The following is a 14666-nucleotide window of genomic DNA, read 5'->3' on the forward strand; positions in this document are numbered from 1 at the left end:
GCCGGCTCCTTCCAGGGCCGCGCCGGACGCGGCCCTGCGCCACCCGCCTCCCACCACCTCTCAGGATTGCTTCCATGTCCGACTCCTCCATCGCCGCCCGCAGCTATGCGGACACCGCCCCTCTTTCCGTGGCCTTCCTCGGGCTGGGCGTCATGGGCTACCCCATGGCCGGCCACCTGGCCACGGCAGGCCACCGCGTCACGGTCTACAACCGCACGCCGGCCAAGGCCCGCGCCTGGTGCGAGGAGTTCAACGGCGGCCATGCGGCCACGCCGCGCGAGGCCGTGGCCGGCGCCGACATCGTGTTCAGCTGCGTGGGCAATGACGATGACCTGCGCTCGGTCGTGCTGGGGCCGGACGGCGCCTTCGCGGGCATGCGCCGCGGCGCCATCTTCGCCGACCACACGACGGCATCGGCCGAAGTCGCGCGCGAGCTGCATGCGGCCGGGCTGGAGCTGGGCCTGCAGTTCATCGACGCACCCGTCTCGGGCGGCCAGGCCGGCGCCCAGAACGGCCAGCTCACCGTGATGTGCGGCGGTGACGAGGCCGCCTTCGCCACCATGCAGCCCGTGGCCATGGCCTTCTCGCGCGCCTGCACGCTGATGGGCGACAGCGGTGCCGGCCAGCTCACCAAGATGGTCAACCAGATCTGCATCGCCGGCCTGGTCCAGGGCCTGTCCGAGGCCATCGCCTTCGGCCAGCGCGCGGGACTGGACATTCCCAGCGTGCTCGATGTCATCGGCAAGGGCGCCGCCCAGAGCTGGCAGATGGACAACCGTGGCCGCACCATGGCCGAAGGCAAGTTCGACTTCGGCTTTGCTGTGGACTGGATGCGCAAGGACCTGGGCCTGGTGCTGGCCGAAGCCCAGCGCAACGGCGCGCGCCTGCCCGTCACGGCCCTGGTGGACCAGTTCTATGCCGATGTGCAGCAGATGGGCGGCAGGCGCTGGGATACCTCCAGCCTCATCAAGAGGCTCACCCCCTGAGCGGCTTACGCCGCTTCCCCCTCTCTACTTGCTTCGCAAGGGAGGGGGACGGCACCATCGCTGCGGGGCGGCCCTTGCTTGGTGTCCCTGGCTTTAGGCCCTGCCAGATTCAAGTGCTATGCCCTGAGGAACGAGATCTTCCTATGTCCAAAACAAAAAGCCGGAACATGTTCCGGCTTTTGCTTTCAGGCGGCGGTGATCACTTCACCGGGGTGGCGGTGGCGCCTGCGGGGGTGGACAGGCTGCTTTCCGAGAGGCTGGTGGGAGCGCTGGCTGCGGCGGCCTTGCCGGAGTCGTCGGTGACCACGGGGGCGGACTGGGGCTGCATGCGGGCCAGTTCGTCCTCGGAGATGACTTCCACCACGCGCACGACCTTGGTCACGTCGTTGATGCCGCGTGCAATCTCGGCACCGCGCTTGGCTTCGCGCGGGGTGACGATGCCCATCAGGAAGACGACCTTGTTCTCGGTCACGACCTTGAAGGCCGAGGCCTGGATGTCCTTGGCGTCCAGCAGGCTGGCCTTGACCTGGGTGGTGATCAGCGTGTCCTTGGAGCGCTGGCTCAGCGTGGAGGTGAAGGGAGCCACCACCACTTCGTTGAAGACATTGCGCACCGTCGGCTGCTCGCGCACGAGCTTCTCGATGGTCTGGCGGTCGGCCTCATTGCCGGCCTCGCCGGTCAGCAGCACCTGGCGGTTGTAGCTGGTGACGTTGACATGGGCCTTGTCGCCCAGCACTTCGGCGATGCGGTTGTTGGCGCGCAGCTCGATGCCCTGGTCTTCCACCTGGGTGCCGGTGGTGCGGCGGTCCGCCACCGACATGCCGGCCATCACGGCGCTGCCGCCCACCAGGGCGACGCAGCCCGACAGGGCGGCGCCCAGGGACGCGACGGCGAGCACACCGCAGGCGGCGCGGGACCAACGGAACTTCATAGAGGCATCTCCTGTTCACCAAGTAACTGGGCATCCACGCCGTCGCACAGGCAGTGCAGCACCAGCGTATGGGTTTCGCGCACGCGCGCCGCACGGTCGTGCGGCACGCAGATCAGAACATCGGTCTCGCGCACGCGGCCGGCCAGCGAGCCGCCCGTGCGGCCGGTCAGCACCACGGCCATCATGTCGCGCTCATGGGCGGCATCCAGGGCCTCCAGCACGGCCACGTCGTTGCCCGTGGCGGACAGCACCAGCAGCAGGTCGCCGGGCTGGCCCAGGGCGCGTATCTGGCGCGCCAGGTACTGGGTGGCGTTGCCGCCCGAGCCCGTGGCGCCCACGGTGCCCAGCAGGCCGCCGTCGGAGACCAGGGCCACGGCAGCCAGCTCGGGCCGGTCGCGTTCGAAGCCGGCCACGCACAGGGCGGCGAAGAGTTGGGCATCGCTGGCAGAGGCGCCTGCGCCGCAGGCCAGAACCTTGCCGCCACTGGTCACGCAGGCCAGCATGGCCTGCACTGCCGCCGCAATGGGCTGGCTCAGCGCCTGGGCGGCCTGGTATTTCAGGTCGGCGCTGTCGATGAAATGCTGTTGGATACGTTGCTCAAGCATGGAGGCCCGATGATAACTGCCGCCCTTGAAGTCTTTCGTAGCCAGGCGTTATTTGTGCTGCAGCGGTAACGGATCAGGCGCCTTCGGCGTCAAAGGCGGCCTGCAGCCACTGCACGGCGGACCCGGCACCGGGCTCGACCAGCACCACGTCGAAGCGGCATGGCGGCGGCGCGGACCAGCGCATCAGGTAGTGGCGCGCCGCAAATACGATGCGCCGCTGCTTGGTGGCACCGATGCTGGCGCCGGCACCGCCGAAGGCGCGCGTGCCGCGGCTGCGCACCTCGACGAAGACCACGGTGCCGTCGCGCGCCTGCACGATGAGGTCGATCTCGCCGCCGCCGCGGCCCGGCGTCCGATAATTGCGCTCGACCAGACGCAGGCCGGCCGCCTGCAGATGGGCCAGCGCCGCATCCTCGGCCTGCTGGCCCCGGTGCCGGGTCGTGAGGGCAGACGGCCCCGCGCCTGCCGGCTTTTTCGCAAGGAAACCCATTGACTACCTCTTTCGCCACCGCGCTGGGCGCAGCCAAGGATGCTGCGGCATCCCAGCATTATCCGCAGGGCGCCCTCTACGTGGTGGCCACTCCCATCGGCAATCTGGCCGACATCAGCCTGCGCGCCCTGCATGTGCTGCAGCTGGTGGACTGCGTGGCCTGCGAGGACACGCGCCACACGCAGGGCCTGCTGCGCTCCTATGGACTGGACCGGCCCGGCAGCCAGCTGCTGGCCGTGCACCAGCACAACGAGGCCGAGGCGGCCCAGCAGATCGTGGCGCGGCTGCAGCAGGGCCAGCGCATCGCCTATGTCAGCGATGCGGGCACGCCCGGCGTCAGCGACCCCGGCGCACGCCTGTGCGCAGCCGTGCAGGCCGCGGGCCTGCGCTGCATTCCGCTGCCCGGCGCCAGCAGCATCACGGCCGCCATCAGCGTGGCCGGCGCGGTCACGCCTTCGCAGGGCGAGGGAGGTTTCGTCTTCGCAGGCTTTCTGCCCACCAAGTCGGCCGAGCGCCTGGCTGCCGTGCAGCAACTGGCCCTGCAGCCGCGCTGCACCGTGCTGCTGGAGGCGCCCCACCGCATTGCCGACCTGGCCGCAGCCCTGGCCACGCTGGGCGAGCGCCCGGTGACGCTGGCACGCGAGATCACCAAGCAGTTCGAGGACATTGCCACCATGCCCGCCAGCGCGCTGCCGGCCTGGCTGCAGGCCGTGCCCCAGCGCAGCAAGGGCGAATTCGCCGTGGTGCTGCACCCGGTGGCCCTGGGTGGCGATGAGGCCGACGCCGACGCCCTGCGCGTGCTGCGCCTGCTGCTGGCCGAGCTGCCCACCAAGACCGCCGTGCGCCTGGCCGCCGAGATCACGGGCGCACCGCGCAACCGCCTCTATGACGCCGCGCTGGCGATCAAGCAGGCCGCCGAGGAGGACGGCGACGCGGAGTGATCAGGCATACGCGAGGCCGGTGGCGACGCCACCGAACAGGTCGCCTTCGACCTGCGGCACGCCCGGGAAGGCCTCGCGCAGCGCATCGCGCAGCGTGCGCAGGGCCGATGAGCCGCCCGTGAGGTAGATGGCGTCCAGCGCCTGGGGCGCCACGCCGGCCAGGCGCAGGCAGTCCTGGGCGCAGGCAACGACCTGTTGCAGCGGGCCTTGCAGCTGCTCGTGCAGCACCTCGGGCGAGATGGCGGCGGACAGGCCCGATTCCAGCCAGCCCAGCTCGATGGGCGACTCGGCATGGCGCGTGGAGGCCTCGATCTTGGCCTGCTCCACCACGGCGGCCAGGCGGTGGCCTTCGCGCAGCTCCAGCACTTCCATCAGGCGCTTGTGCAGGCGCTGGTCGCTGTAGTCAGTGCGCAGGTTGCGCGCCTCGGCCAGGGCCTTGGGCGAGTACAGCCACTGGATCAGGTGCCAGGTCGAGAGGTCGAAGAACACGCGGCTGGGCACTTCGCGGCCGCTGGGGCCGATGTGCCGGTAGCCCAGCAGCGGCATGAGCTGGGCCAGGTTGAGCCGGTGGTCGAAGTCCGTGCCGCCGATGTGCACGCCGCTGGTGGCCAGGATGTCGTCGCGGCGATCGCTGCGGCCGGCCTGCTCGGGGCCCAGGCGCACGACGGTGAAGTCGGAGGTACCGCCGCCGATGTCCACCACCAGCACCACGGATTCCTGCGTGAGGCGCTGCTCGTAGTCCAGCGCGGCGGCAATGGGCTCCATCTGGAAATCCACTTCGCCCAGGCCTGCGGCGCGCGCGGCATCGGCCAGGGCCTGCTGGGCCTGGCGGTCGCGCTCGGGATGGTCGTCCACGAAATGCACGGGCCGGCCCAGCACCACGCGCTCGGGCAGGCGGCCGTCCAGCGAGGCACGCGCCCGGTCGGCCACGCGGCGCAGGAACAGGCCGATGATGTCCTGGTAGCTCACGAACTGATCGTGCACCGCCGTCTTTTCCTGCAGCAGCGCACTGCCCAGCAGGCTTTTGAGGGAGCGCATGAGCCGGCCCGGCTCGCCGTCCAGGTACTGGGCCATGGCGTCGCGCCCGAAATGGGTGCTGTGCTCGTCCGTATGGAAGAACAGCGCCGTGGGCATGCCGCAGGCATCGCCCTCCAGCGGCAGCAGGCGTGCGGTCTGGCCGGGGGCGCGCCAGGCCATGGCGGAGTTGGAGGTACCGAAATCTATGCCCAGCGTGGCAGGAGTGGAAGCAGTCGTCATGGCAAGCAGCGCCGCGCCACGGCACCCCTCAAGGAAGGCCGCAGCTGCAACGAAAACGCCCACCGGGGTGGGCATGGGTGTCAGCGGGGCGCCATTCTAGCGCCCACGCATTTCGCCTAGGCGGCGGCGGTTTCCCTGGCCGGAGAAACCTGGGCCAGCACGATGCGCGCGCCATGCGTGGCGGTCTCGTCCAGCGCCAGCGCAGACGCGGGCTGGCGTACCTGCAGCTCGATGGCATAAGGGCCTTCACCGCGCGTGGCCAGACGGTGGCCCAGGGCGCCCGTGGCAACGCTCTGGGCGGGCGCAGCCAGCACCAGCGCAGTGGCGCCCAGCCTCAGCGATGCGCGGTAAGCGCTGCCGTCGTCCGACAGCCGGGCCTCGCCAATGTCGGCGCCCTCGCCCAGCAGCGCGCGCCAGCGCGCCAGGCTGGCGCGCAGGTCATGCACGGCCACGTACAGCCGGGCCACGCCGGTGGCGCCGTTGGGGTGCACGCGTGCATCGCCCTCAGGCACGCGCAGGGCGCGCGGCGTGAGGTCGCCGCAGAGAAAGGGCAGGTCCTGGCTGCGGGCGCGTGCATTGCGCCAGCGCAGCTGCGCGCCGTCGGGGCGCAGGCGGCCGCCTTCGTAGGGCGCCTCGTAGTCCAGGCCGCGCGCCTGGGCGGCGGCAACCACGGCGCCGGTCTCGGTGGGCAGCAGCGCGAAATCGACAATGCCCTCGCCATGGCGCTGCAGCTGCTGCCACCAGCGTTCCTCGGGCGCGGGCGCCCGCCAGGCAATGAGTTCGAAATAGGCGCCGTCGGCAAACACCACCAGGGCGTTGTGCGTGGAGCGGCCCGGGTGCTCGCCGCCACGCAGCACGTTGAAGCCCAGCGCGGTGTAGTCGACAATGGTGCGTTCCAGGTCCTGGACCGCGATGACGATGTGGTCGAGTGGCAGGGTCATGGCAGGGGTGCTTTCCGCACGGTGTTCAGGCTGCCAGGCGCGCGGCGGCGCTGGAGTCGGTGTGGCGCACTTCGGCGCGGATGTTCTGCGGATTGCGCAGCAGGTTGAGGATGGGGCAGGTGCGCTCCACGGCCTCGAACAGCGCATCGATCTCGGCGCGGCTGGCAGGCGAGTCGATGTGCACGGTGTAGCCGATCTCATGCGGCCAGATGGGCGTGGCCTCGTGGCCGGGCTTGCCGCCGCGCGGGTCGATGATGCCCGTGACCTCGACCTCCAGGCTCTCCACGGGCACCTGGCGCTCGGCCGCCTGGATCAGAAAGATGTGGGTCACGCAGGTGCCCAGCACGCCCAGCTGCAGCTCGGGCGAGCTGGGGCCGAGGTTGTAGCCCGCGAAGTCGGGCGGGCTGTCGCTGATGACCTGGTGCTCGCGGATGCGCAGGCGGCGCACGCCGCTGCGGCCCTCGGCGCGCACGTGGGCCTTGAGGTGGGCGGGCTGGGCCGTGCCGGCCGCGATGGCGGCGCTGCGGGCGAGCACGGCGGCGCGCTTTTCGGCGAGGTATTCGTTGAGATGGCTCATGGACGGGCTTTCGGTGAAGGAAGTACCAGCCCATTGTTGGGACCGCCGCATGCGCGGCAAACAAACGAATCCGTCTGCGCTTATGCACTGGGCAGATATGCAGGGGGCCCATCCCTTAGTCGTTTTCCAAATAACGATGCAACTCGATATATGAGCGCAAATATTTGGCATCGATAGCATGAAAAACATGGAGCCGGTCCTGTGGCCGGCAGTCTTGTTTTTTCAGCGCCCCAGCGGCGGCGAGGTACGAACGTGTTTTCCCAATCGAAGGCGGCTCAGGTGGCATGGAAGGCCGCGATAGCGGTATTGGCGGGCAGCAGCCTGCTGCTGGCGGCGTGCTCCAAGCAGGCCGATACGGCCCAGGCGGGCGCGGCTGCCGGCCCCGTGGAAGGCGGCACCCTGGTCTACCTAGAGCAGCAGGCCCATACCAACCTCTATCCGCCGGCCGGGGGCTTCTATCCCAACGGCGGCGTGCTCAACCAGATCACCGACAAGCTGACCTACCAGGACCCGAAGACGCTGGAGATCCAGCCCTGGATCGCCGAATCCTGGACCGTGAATGCCGATGCCACCGAGTACCGCTTCAAGCTGCGCCCCGGCGTCACCTTCTCCGACGGCACGGCGCTGGACGCGGCGGCCGTGGCGCGCAACTTCGACACCTATGGCCTGGGCAACAAGGCGCTCAAGCAGCCGGTGTCCGAGGTGATCAACAACTACGAGCGCAGCGAGGTGGTCGACCCGCTGACGGTGAAGTTCTTCTTCAGGAAGCCTTCGCCGGGCTTTCTGCAGGGAACTTCGGTGATCGGCTCGGGCCTGGTCTCGCCAGCCACGCTGGACCGCCCCTTCGAGGAGCTGGGCGACGCCACGCGCATCATCGGCTCCGGCCCCTTCGTGGTGGCCAGCGAGACGCTGGGCAAGGAGCTGGTGCTCAAGGTGCGCAAGGACTATGCCTGGGGTCCCGCCAAGCTGGCCCACCAGGGCCGCGCGCGGCTGGACGAGGTGAAGTTCATCGTCACGCCCGAGGACAGCGTGCGCATCGGCGCGCTGCTGGCCGGCCAGGCCGGGCTGATCCGCCAGATCCAGGCCTACGACGAAAAGCGCGTCGAGGACCAGAAGTTCAGCATCTACGCCCCGCCCACGCGCGGCGTGAACAACAGCGTGGCCATCCGCCCGGACAACGCCCTGGTGGCCGATCTCAAGGTGCGCCAGGCCCTGCTGCACGGCACCAATGCCAAGGAGATCGTGGAGACGCTGTTCTCGCCGCGCTATCCGCAGGCGCGCTCGGTGATTGCCTCCACGGCGGCCGGCTTCGTGGACCTGTCGGCCAAGCTGGCCTATGACGAGGCCAAGGCGAAACAGCTGCTGGACGAGGCCGGCTGGACGCTGGGCGCCAACGGCCTGCGCCAGAAGGACGGCCGCGATTTCGTGCTCTCCACCTACGAGTCCCTGCCCCAGCCGCAGAACAAGGAGACGCTGCAGCTCGTGGCCCAGCAGTGGGCGCACATCGGCGTCAAGCTCAACGTGCTGTCGGGCGACGCGGGCAGCCGCGCCGTGGACACGCTGGACCCCGACAAGACCGGCGTGCTGCCCGGCATGGTGGGCCGCGCCGATCCCGACGTGATCAAGAGCAACTACTACCCGACCAACCGCAACGTGCTGCTGCAAAAGGGCGGCGTGAGCCAGAAGGTGAAATCCTTCGAGGACACCAAGCTCAACGGCCTGTTCGACGCCATCGCGGCCGAGACCGATGCCGCCAGGCGCCTGGCGCTGGCCGGCGAGGTGCAGAACTACCTGATCGACCAGGCCTATGTGATCCCCATCTTCGAGGAACCCCAGGCCTTTGCGGGCGCGGGCTGGGTGCGTGACGTGGGCTTCGAGGCCGTGGGCCGGCCCAGCTTCTACAGCACCTGGCTGGCCAGGCGCTGACCGGAACGCTCCCTGAGGAACCACTCCCATGCCGCGCCGCTATCTGCTCAGCCGCATCGCCCAGGCCGCCCTGGTGCTGTGGGCGGCCTTCACGGTCTCGTTCATCCTGCTGCAGCTGCTGCCGGGCGATGCCGTGCTGATCAAGTTCCTGAACCCCGAGCTGGGCCTGGGCCCGCAGGAGATTGCCGACATCCGCGCCGCCTACGGCTCGGACCAGCCCGTGTGGCAGCAGTACCTGCACACGCTGGGCCAGTTCCTCACGGGCCATTTCGGCTATTCGCTGCAGGCCGGCGTGCCGGTGAGCCAGGGCCTGGCCACCAGCCTGCCGCCCACGCTCAAGCTCGCGGCCCTGGGCTTTGCCGCAGCCGCGCTGCTGGCCGTGGCGCTGGCGGCGGCTGCCAGCCTGGCGCCCTTTGCCTGGCTGCGCAACGCGCTGTATTCGCTGCCTTCGGTCTTTGTCTCGGTGCCCGTGTTCTGGCTGGGGATCATGCTGATCCAGGTGGTGTCGTTCCGCCTGGGCTGGATCGCCGTGATCAATCCCGGCCCCTGGGAAGGACTGGTGCTGCCCACGCTGACCCTGGCCGTACCGATCTCGGCGCCGCTGGCCCAGGTGCTGCTGCGCAATATCGACGCCGTGCTGGCCCAGCCCTTCGTGGCCGTGGCACGGGCCAAGGGCGCCTCGCGCCGCTGGGTGCTGCTGCGCCATGTGGCACGCAATGCCCTGCTGCCCACGCTGACCATTGCCGGCGTGCTGTTCGGCGAGCTGCTGGCCGGCGCCGTGGTGACGGAGGCCGTGTTCGGCCTCAATGGCCTGGGCACGCTGACCCAGCAGGCCGTGGGCAACCAGGACACGGCCGTGCTCCAGGCCGTGGTGGTCGTCTCGGCCGCCGCCTTCGTACTCATCAACCTCGCCGTGGATCTGCTGTACCCGCTGCTTGATCCGCGCCTGCGCCATTCCGTGGAGAACCGGCCATGAACACTGCCGTCTCAAGCGCTCTTTCCCCGGCCCTGGATGCCCAGGCCGCGCCCGCCACTCCTACTCCCATTCCCACGGCGCTGCCAGCGTCGTCCCTGGCCCCTGCGCCAGCCGCCCCGCGCCGCGGCTTCGCCTTGCCGGCCCGCCTGCAATCCCTGAAACGCCTGCCGCCCACGCTGGCCCTGGCCTGGCTGGTGATTGCCGTGGCCGCGCTGTGGGCGCTGGCGCCCGGCTGGTTCGCCCACCAGAACCCGATCGCGGGCCAGGCCGGCCAGCAGTTGCTGGCGCCCAGCGCCGCGCACTGGCTGGGCACGGACGCGCTGGGGCGCGACCTGTGGGCGCGCGTGGTGCATGGCGCCGTGCATTCGCTGTCGGGCGCCTTCGTGGCCGTGGGCGTGGGCCTGGCCGTGGGCACGCTGATCGGCCTGCTGGCCGGGGCCACGGGCGGGCGCACGGAGGATGCGCTGATGCGCCTGGTCGATGTGCTGCTGGCCGTGCCTTCGCTGCTGCTGTCGCTGACCATCATCATCGTGCTGGGCTTTGGCACCATCAACGCGGCCATTGCCGTAGGCGTGGTCTCGGTGGCCAGCTTCGCGCGCCTGGTGCGCTCGGAGGTGGTGCGCGTGCGCCGCTCCGACTATGTGGAGGCCGCCTTTGGCAGCGGCGGGCGCTTTGCCGCCGTGCTGTGGCGCCATGTGCTGCCCAACTCGCTGACGTCGGTCATCGCCATGGCGGCGCTGCAGTTCGGCTCGGCGATCCTTGCGATTTCCACCCTGGGTTTTCTGGGCTACGGCGCGCCGCCGCCCACGCCCGAATGGGGGCTGCTGATCGCCGAAGGCCGCAACTACATCGCCACCGCCTGGTGGCTGACCACGGCGCCGGGCCTGATCGTGGTGGCCGTGGTGCTGGCGGCCAACCGCATCGCCACGGCCTTCGCACGGAGGCCTGCATGAGCGCCGCCATCGAGGAACGCATCCACGCCGCACCAGCGGTGGCAACGACCGCCCCCGTGCTCGAAGTGCAGGACCTGGCCGTGGCCTACCGCGATGCCGCAGGCCAGGCACAGCGCGTGGTGCACGGCGTGTCGTTTTCCGTGGCGCCGGGCGAGGTGGTGGCCCTGGTCGGCGAATCGGGCTCGGGCAAGACCACCACGGCCCAGGCCGTGATCGGCCTTTTGGCCGACAACGGCCACCGCGAGCACGGCAGCATCCGCCTGCAGGGCACCGAGGTCTCGGGCTGGCCGGCCGCACGCTGGAACGCCATCCGCGGCCGCGTGGTCAGCCTGGTGCCGCAGGACCCCACCATGTCGCTGAACCCCGTGCGCACGGTGGGCGACCAGGTGGGCGAGATCCTGCGCATCCACGGCCTGCGCGACCGCACGGCCGTGCAGGCGCGCGTGCTGGAGCTGCTGGCCCGCGTGGGGCTGTCCCAGCCCGCGCTGCGCGCACGCCAGTATCCGCACGAACTGTCGGGCGGCATGCGCCAGCGCGTGCTGATCGCCATCGCCATCGCGCTGCGGCCCGCCCTCATCATTGCCGACGAGCCCACCAGCGCGCTGGACGTGACCGTGCAGCGGCGCATCCTGGACCTGATCGATGCGCTGCGCCGCGAGACCGGCACGGCCGTGCTGCTGGTCACGCATGACCTGGGCGTGGCGGCCGACCGTTCGCACCGCTTGGTCGTCATGCAGGGTGGCCGCATCCAGGAGCAGGGTCCCACGCTGGAGCTGCTGCGCAATCCGCAAAGCGCCTATACGCGGCGGCTGCTGGCCGATGCGCCTTCTCTGGCGCCCGCGCCGCGCCGCACGCCCAGGCCCGCCACGGCCGATGACTGGGCCATCGAGGTCGAGGACCTGGTGCACGAGTTCGCGGCCCCCGGCCATGCCTCCGCCCACGGGCGCGGCATCTTTCGCGCCGTGGACGGCGTGTCACTGCGCGTGCGCCGGGGCAGCACGCATGCCATCGTGGGCGAGTCGGGCTCGGGCAAGACCACCACCATCCGCGCCATCGTGGGCCTGGGTCGGCCCACGGCGGGCCGCATCCGCATCGAAGGCACCGAGGTCACGGGCCTGCGCGGCGAGGCCCTGCGCCAGCTGCGCCGCCGCGTGCAGCTGGTCTACCAGAACCCGTTCAGTTCTCTGGACCCGCGCCAGAGCGTGTTCGACATCATCGAGGAGCCCCTGCTGAACTTCGACCCGCTGCCGGCCGATGAGCGCCGCCGGCGCGTGCACGACATGCTGGAGCGCGTGGGCCTGCCGGCCGCCGTGCTGCAGCGGCGCCCGCATGCGCTGTCGGGCGGCCAGCGCCAGCGCGTGGCGATTGCGCGCGCCCTGGTGCTGCAGCCGCAGGTGCTGGTGCTGGACGAGGCCGTATCGGCCCTGGACGTGACGGTGCAGGCGCAGATCCTGGCCCTGCTCGCCCAGCTGCAGCAGGACCTGGGGCTGACCTATCTCTTCATCTCGCACGACCTTGCCGTGGTGCGCCAGATTGCCGACACGGTGTCGGTGCTGCGCGCGGGCCGGGTGGTGGACGCGGGCAGCGTGGAGGAGGTGTTCCAGCGCCCCACCAGCGACTACACGCGCGAACTCATGGACGCCATTCCCGGCAAAAGGAGCATTGATTTTGTCCCTCACCCCGCCTGATACCAACCGTGGCCACGGCTCCCGCAACGGCCCGCGCCTGGGCTTCTTCAGCCGCCTGCTCGACGATGCGCCGGCCGGCGAGCGCTACCGCCTGGTGGCCGAGCAGATCGCCCATGCCGAGGCCCACGGCTTCGACTCGGCCTGGGTGGCCCAGCACCATTTCCATGAAAGCGAGGGCGGCCTGCCCTCGCCCTTCGTCTTTCTGGCCCATGTGGCGGCGCGCACGCGGCGCATCCGCATCGGCACGGGCGTGATCACGCTGCCGCTGGAAAACGCGCTGCGCGTGGCCGAGGACGCGGCCGTGCTGGACCTGCTGACCGGCGGCCGCCTGGAGGTGGGCCTGGGCACGGGCGGCACGGCCGAATCCTTCGAGGCCTTTGGCGTGCAGGGCGCCGAGCGCGGCGCCGTCTTCGCACGCAACTTCGGCGTGCTGCAGGACGCCTGGGCCGGGCGCGCGCTGGCCGGCGGCGTGCGCCTGTACCCGGCCGCGCCGCAGCTGCTGGAGCGCGTCTGGCAGGCCACGTTCTCGGCCGAGGGCGGCGCGCGGGCCGGGGCCAACGGCGACGGCCTGATGCTGTCGCGCACCCAGCCACGGCCCGAAGGTGCGCCGCAGGCCACGCTGTCCGAGATCCAGAACCCCATCATCGACGCCTACCTCGCCCGCCTGCCCGCAGGGCGGGCGCCGCGCATCCTGGGCTCGCGCACGCTGTTCGTGGCCGACCGCCGAGACGATGCGCTGCGCTGGGCCGAGGCCGGCCTGCGCCGCGTGGCCCTGCGCCATGCGGCCCAGCCCTCGCAATGGGCGGCCCGCGTCGATCCGCAGGCGCCGCTGGCCGATCTCATCGCCGCCTACGACGTGCATGTGGGCACGCCCGACGAGGTCATCGCCTCGCTGCGCGCCGACACGGCGCTGGCGCGCGTGAGCGACATCGTCTTCCAGGTGCACTCCATCGATCCGCCGCACGCCGCCATCCTGCGCTCCATCGAGCTGACGGCCGCCCATGTGGCACCGGCCCTGGGCTGGCGCCGTGCCGATGAGTCCACATCCACGTCCACCCCAGCGCCCTCTTCCCTCCCCGCAGTCCGGGCCGGACTGCTGCAAGCCGCATGACCATGAACACCACCGCAACGCCCCGCTTTCCCGGCGACGTGATCGACCACCTCGCCGACATCACCCCCGGCAGCGCCCTGGACCGCGTGCGCCGCCACCGCACCGAGGCACGCACGCAGGCCCAGCAAAGCTTTGCCGCCCTGTTCACGCCCGCCGAGCCTGTGCCCGGCACGGTCTCGCTGCGCGAGCGGCTGGCCCTGGCCGCCTTCACGGCCGGGCTGCATGGCGAGCCGCGCAGCGCCGTCTTCTATACACGCGCGCTGGCCATCGAGGATGCGGAACTGGCCGCCGTGGTGGCGTCCGAAGTGGTGCGTGGCCGCGCCCAGAGCCTGCAGGCCGGCAGCGGCCCGCACGGCCCCTACGGCAGCTACCCGGCAGGCCCGCTGAGCCGCGAGGACCAGCCCGGCCCCGCCTATGCCGTGGACCTGGCCCACGCCGCACTGCTGGGCCCGCGCCTGGCCGCGGCGCTGGCCCATGCCCACCTGCTGGCCTACCACCCGCGCGACGCCAGCGCCGGGGCCCTGCAGGCGCTGCAACAGGCGGGCTGGAGCGAGACGGACATCGTCATCCTGTCCCAGCTGGCGTCCTTCCTGTCCTTCCAGATCCGCGTGGTGGCGGGGTTGCGCGTGCTGGCTGCACGCCCCGCGCCCCAGGCAGCCCATCAACCCACCACCCTGCAAGCCCAGCCATGACCTCAACGAACTCCGCCGCTCCCCAGGTCTTCACCCAGGAACAGCTCGACTGGCTGCCCTGGATTGAGCCACTGGAAGAAAGCGAGCTGACCGAACGCCACCATGCAGGCCTGGTCGATGCCTCACGCGCGCAGTCGCCCTACTTCCGCCTGCTGGCGCGCGACCCCGACACGCTGGGCGCACGCACGCGCACCGACAAGGACATCTTCTACAACCCCGACGCCGGCCTGCCGCGTGCCGAGCGCGAGCTGGCCGCTGCGGCCACCTCGCGCGCCAATGGCTGCATCTACTGCGCCTCGGTCCATGCGCGCTTTGCCACGCACTTCTCGCGCAGGGGCGGCGACGTGCAGCGCCTGCTCGACGAAGGCCCGGGCACGGACCTGGGGCCGCGCTGGAACGCCATCGTCACGGCGGCCGTGGCGCTGACCCAGACGCCGCCTGCGCTGGAGCCCGCCCACATCGATGCGCTGCGCACCGCAGGCCTGGACGATGCCGCCATCTCCGATGTGCTGCACGGCACGGCCTTCTTCAACTGGGCCAACCGGCTCATGCTGTCGCTGGGCGAGCCACGGACCACGGCTTGAGGGCGGCC

The 14666-nt window shown here is 70.8% G+C and carries 15 protein-coding genes; 9 read left to right on the top strand and 6 right to left on the bottom strand.

Annotation, left to right across the window (positions count from 1 at the left end):
- The first annotated feature begins 74 nt into the window (after window positions 1-74).
- Window positions 75-986, top strand: a complete 912-nt coding sequence (locus IAE24_RS10805) for an NAD(P)-dependent oxidoreductase (RefSeq protein WP_012202996.1) — start codon at window positions 75-77, stop codon at window positions 984-986.
- 199 nt (window positions 987-1185) lie between these two features.
- Here IAE24_RS10805 and IAE24_RS10810 read toward each other — a convergent pair whose 3' ends face one another.
- The 3 genes from IAE24_RS10810 to IAE24_RS10820 all read right to left on the bottom strand — a co-directional run bounded on the left by IAE24_RS10810 (window position 1186) and on the right by IAE24_RS10820 (window position 3012).
- Window positions 1186-1917, bottom strand: a complete 732-nt coding sequence (locus IAE24_RS10810; protein WP_063327425.1) for a BON domain-containing protein — start codon at window positions 1915-1917, stop codon at window positions 1186-1188.
- Window positions 1914-2522: an SIS domain-containing protein gene (locus IAE24_RS10815; protein ID WP_012202994.1), complete on the bottom strand. Its 609-nt coding sequence runs from the start codon at window positions 2520-2522 to the stop codon at window positions 1914-1916. The genes IAE24_RS10810 and IAE24_RS10815 overlap by 4 nt, the downstream gene beginning before the upstream one ends.
- 73 nt (window positions 2523-2595) lie before the next feature.
- Window positions 2596-3012 (bottom strand): YraN family protein, encoded by a 417-nt coding sequence (locus IAE24_RS10820; RefSeq protein ID WP_013804432.1) that lies wholly within the window; start codon window positions 3010-3012, stop codon window positions 2596-2598.
- Between IAE24_RS10820 and rsmI the strand changes: the two genes are divergently transcribed.
- Window positions 3012-3953 (top strand): 16S rRNA (cytidine(1402)-2'-O)-methyltransferase, encoded by a 942-nt coding sequence (gene rsmI, locus IAE24_RS10825; RefSeq protein ID WP_192367366.1) that lies wholly within the window; start codon window positions 3012-3014, stop codon window positions 3951-3953. The two genes, IAE24_RS10820 and rsmI, sit on opposite strands and share 1 nt — an antisense overlap.
- Here the strand turns inward: rsmI and IAE24_RS10830 are convergent, their stop codons facing one another.
- The 3 genes from IAE24_RS10830 to IAE24_RS10840 all read right to left on the bottom strand — a co-directional run bounded on the left by IAE24_RS10830 (window position 3954) and on the right by IAE24_RS10840 (window position 6728).
- Window positions 3954-5210, bottom strand: a complete 1257-nt coding sequence (locus IAE24_RS10830; RefSeq protein ID WP_099751589.1) for an Hsp70 family protein — start codon at window positions 5208-5210, stop codon at window positions 3954-3956. It abuts the gene before it with no gap.
- Between the two features lie 116 nt (window positions 5211-5326).
- The gene (locus IAE24_RS10835) at window positions 5327-6151 is read right to left on the bottom strand and encodes a VOC family protein (RefSeq protein ID WP_199960537.1); all 825 of its coding nucleotides are present in this window, start codon (window positions 6149-6151) and stop codon (window positions 5327-5329) included.
- A gap of 25 nt (window positions 6152-6176) precedes the next feature.
- Window positions 6177-6728, bottom strand: coding sequence for an OsmC family protein (locus IAE24_RS10840; protein ID WP_199960538.1), 552 nt, complete (start codon window positions 6726-6728; stop codon window positions 6177-6179).
- A 252-nt stretch (window positions 6729-6980) separates the two neighbouring features.
- Between IAE24_RS10840 and IAE24_RS10845 the strand changes: the two genes are divergently transcribed.
- From IAE24_RS10845 to IAE24_RS10875, 7 genes are read left to right on the top strand one after another with little or no spacing between them, the layout of a single operon-like run.
- Window positions 6981-8654, top strand: a complete 1674-nt coding sequence (locus IAE24_RS10845; RefSeq protein WP_199960539.1) for a TIGR04028 family ABC transporter substrate-binding protein — start codon at window positions 6981-6983, stop codon at window positions 8652-8654.
- Window positions 8655-8682: 28 nt separating this feature from the next.
- Window positions 8683-9630 carry an ABC transporter permease gene (locus IAE24_RS10850; RefSeq protein WP_012202987.1) on the top strand — a complete coding sequence of 316 codons (948 nt, stop codon included), beginning with the start codon at window positions 8683-8685 and terminating at the stop codon, window positions 9628-9630.
- On the top strand, window positions 9627-10583 hold the full coding sequence (locus tag IAE24_RS10855) for an ABC transporter permease (RefSeq protein ID WP_199960540.1): 957 nt from the start codon (window positions 9627-9629) through the stop codon (window positions 10581-10583). Before IAE24_RS10850 ends, IAE24_RS10855 begins: the two co-directional genes overlap by 4 nt.
- Complete coding sequence (locus IAE24_RS10860) at window positions 10580-12271, top strand: dipeptide ABC transporter ATP-binding protein (protein ID WP_199960541.1); 1692 nt, start codon at window positions 10580-10582, stop codon at window positions 12269-12271. The genes IAE24_RS10855 and IAE24_RS10860 overlap by 4 nt, the downstream gene beginning before the upstream one ends.
- On the top strand, window positions 12252-13382 hold the full coding sequence (locus IAE24_RS10865) for a putative FMN-dependent luciferase-like monooxygenase (protein ID WP_199960542.1): 1131 nt from the start codon (window positions 12252-12254) through the stop codon (window positions 13380-13382). The genes IAE24_RS10860 and IAE24_RS10865 overlap by 20 nt, the downstream gene beginning before the upstream one ends.
- The gene (locus IAE24_RS10870) at window positions 13379-14074 is read left to right on the top strand and encodes a CMD domain protein (RefSeq protein WP_199960543.1); all 696 of its coding nucleotides are present in this window, start codon (window positions 13379-13381) and stop codon (window positions 14072-14074) included. Before IAE24_RS10865 ends, IAE24_RS10870 begins: the two co-directional genes overlap by 4 nt.
- A complete protein-coding gene (locus IAE24_RS10875; RefSeq protein WP_013804442.1) occupies window positions 14071-14658 on the top strand; it encodes an alkylhydroperoxidase domain protein in 588 nt (195 codons plus the stop codon). Before IAE24_RS10870 ends, IAE24_RS10875 begins: the two co-directional genes overlap by 4 nt.
- Window positions 14659-14666: the final 8 nt, after the last annotated feature.

It is taken from the genome of Delftia sp. S65, assembly GCF_016516495.1.
In the GTDB taxonomy this organism is placed as follows: Bacteria; Pseudomonadota; Gammaproteobacteria; order Burkholderiales; family Burkholderiaceae_C; genus Comamonas; species Comamonas acidovorans.

What these genes read in the sequence shown, in the direction of transcription:
- IAE24_RS10805 (WP_012202996.1), top strand. Translation starts at nt 75, where the DNA reads ATGTCCGACTCCTCCATCGCCGCCCGCAGCTATGCGGACACCGCCCCT.
- IAE24_RS10810 (WP_063327425.1), bottom strand. Translation starts at nt 1,917, where the DNA reads ATGAAGTTCCGTTGGTCCCGCGCCGCCTGCGGTGTGCTCGCCGTCGCG.
- IAE24_RS10815 (WP_012202994.1), bottom strand. Translation starts at nt 2,522, where the DNA reads ATGCTTGAGCAACGTATCCAACAGCATTTCATCGACAGCGCCGACCTG.
- IAE24_RS10820 (WP_013804432.1), bottom strand. Translation starts at nt 3,012, where the DNA reads ATGGGTTTCCTTGCGAAAAAGCCGGCAGGCGCGGGGCCGTCTGCCCTC.
- IAE24_RS10830 (WP_099751589.1), bottom strand. Translation starts at nt 5,210, where the DNA reads ATGACGACTGCTTCCACTCCTGCCACGCTGGGCATAGATTTCGGTACC.
- IAE24_RS10835 (WP_199960537.1), bottom strand. Translation starts at nt 6,151, where the DNA reads ATGACCCTGCCACTCGACCACATCGTCATCGCGGTCCAGGACCTGGAA.
- IAE24_RS10840 (WP_199960538.1), bottom strand. Translation starts at nt 6,728, where the DNA reads ATGAGCCATCTCAACGAATACCTCGCCGAAAAGCGCGCCGCCGTGCTC.
- IAE24_RS10850 (WP_012202987.1), top strand. Translation starts at nt 8,683, where the DNA reads ATGCCGCGCCGCTATCTGCTCAGCCGCATCGCCCAGGCCGCCCTGGTG.
- IAE24_RS10855 (WP_199960540.1), top strand. Translation starts at nt 9,627, where the DNA reads ATGAACACTGCCGTCTCAAGCGCTCTTTCCCCGGCCCTGGATGCCCAG.
- IAE24_RS10860 (WP_199960541.1), top strand. Translation starts at nt 10,580, where the DNA reads ATGAGCGCCGCCATCGAGGAACGCATCCACGCCGCACCAGCGGTGGCA.
- IAE24_RS10870 (WP_199960543.1), top strand. Translation starts at nt 13,379, where the DNA reads ATGACCATGAACACCACCGCAACGCCCCGCTTTCCCGGCGACGTGATC.
- IAE24_RS10875 (WP_013804442.1), top strand. Translation starts at nt 14,071, where the DNA reads ATGACCTCAACGAACTCCGCCGCTCCCCAGGTCTTCACCCAGGAACAG.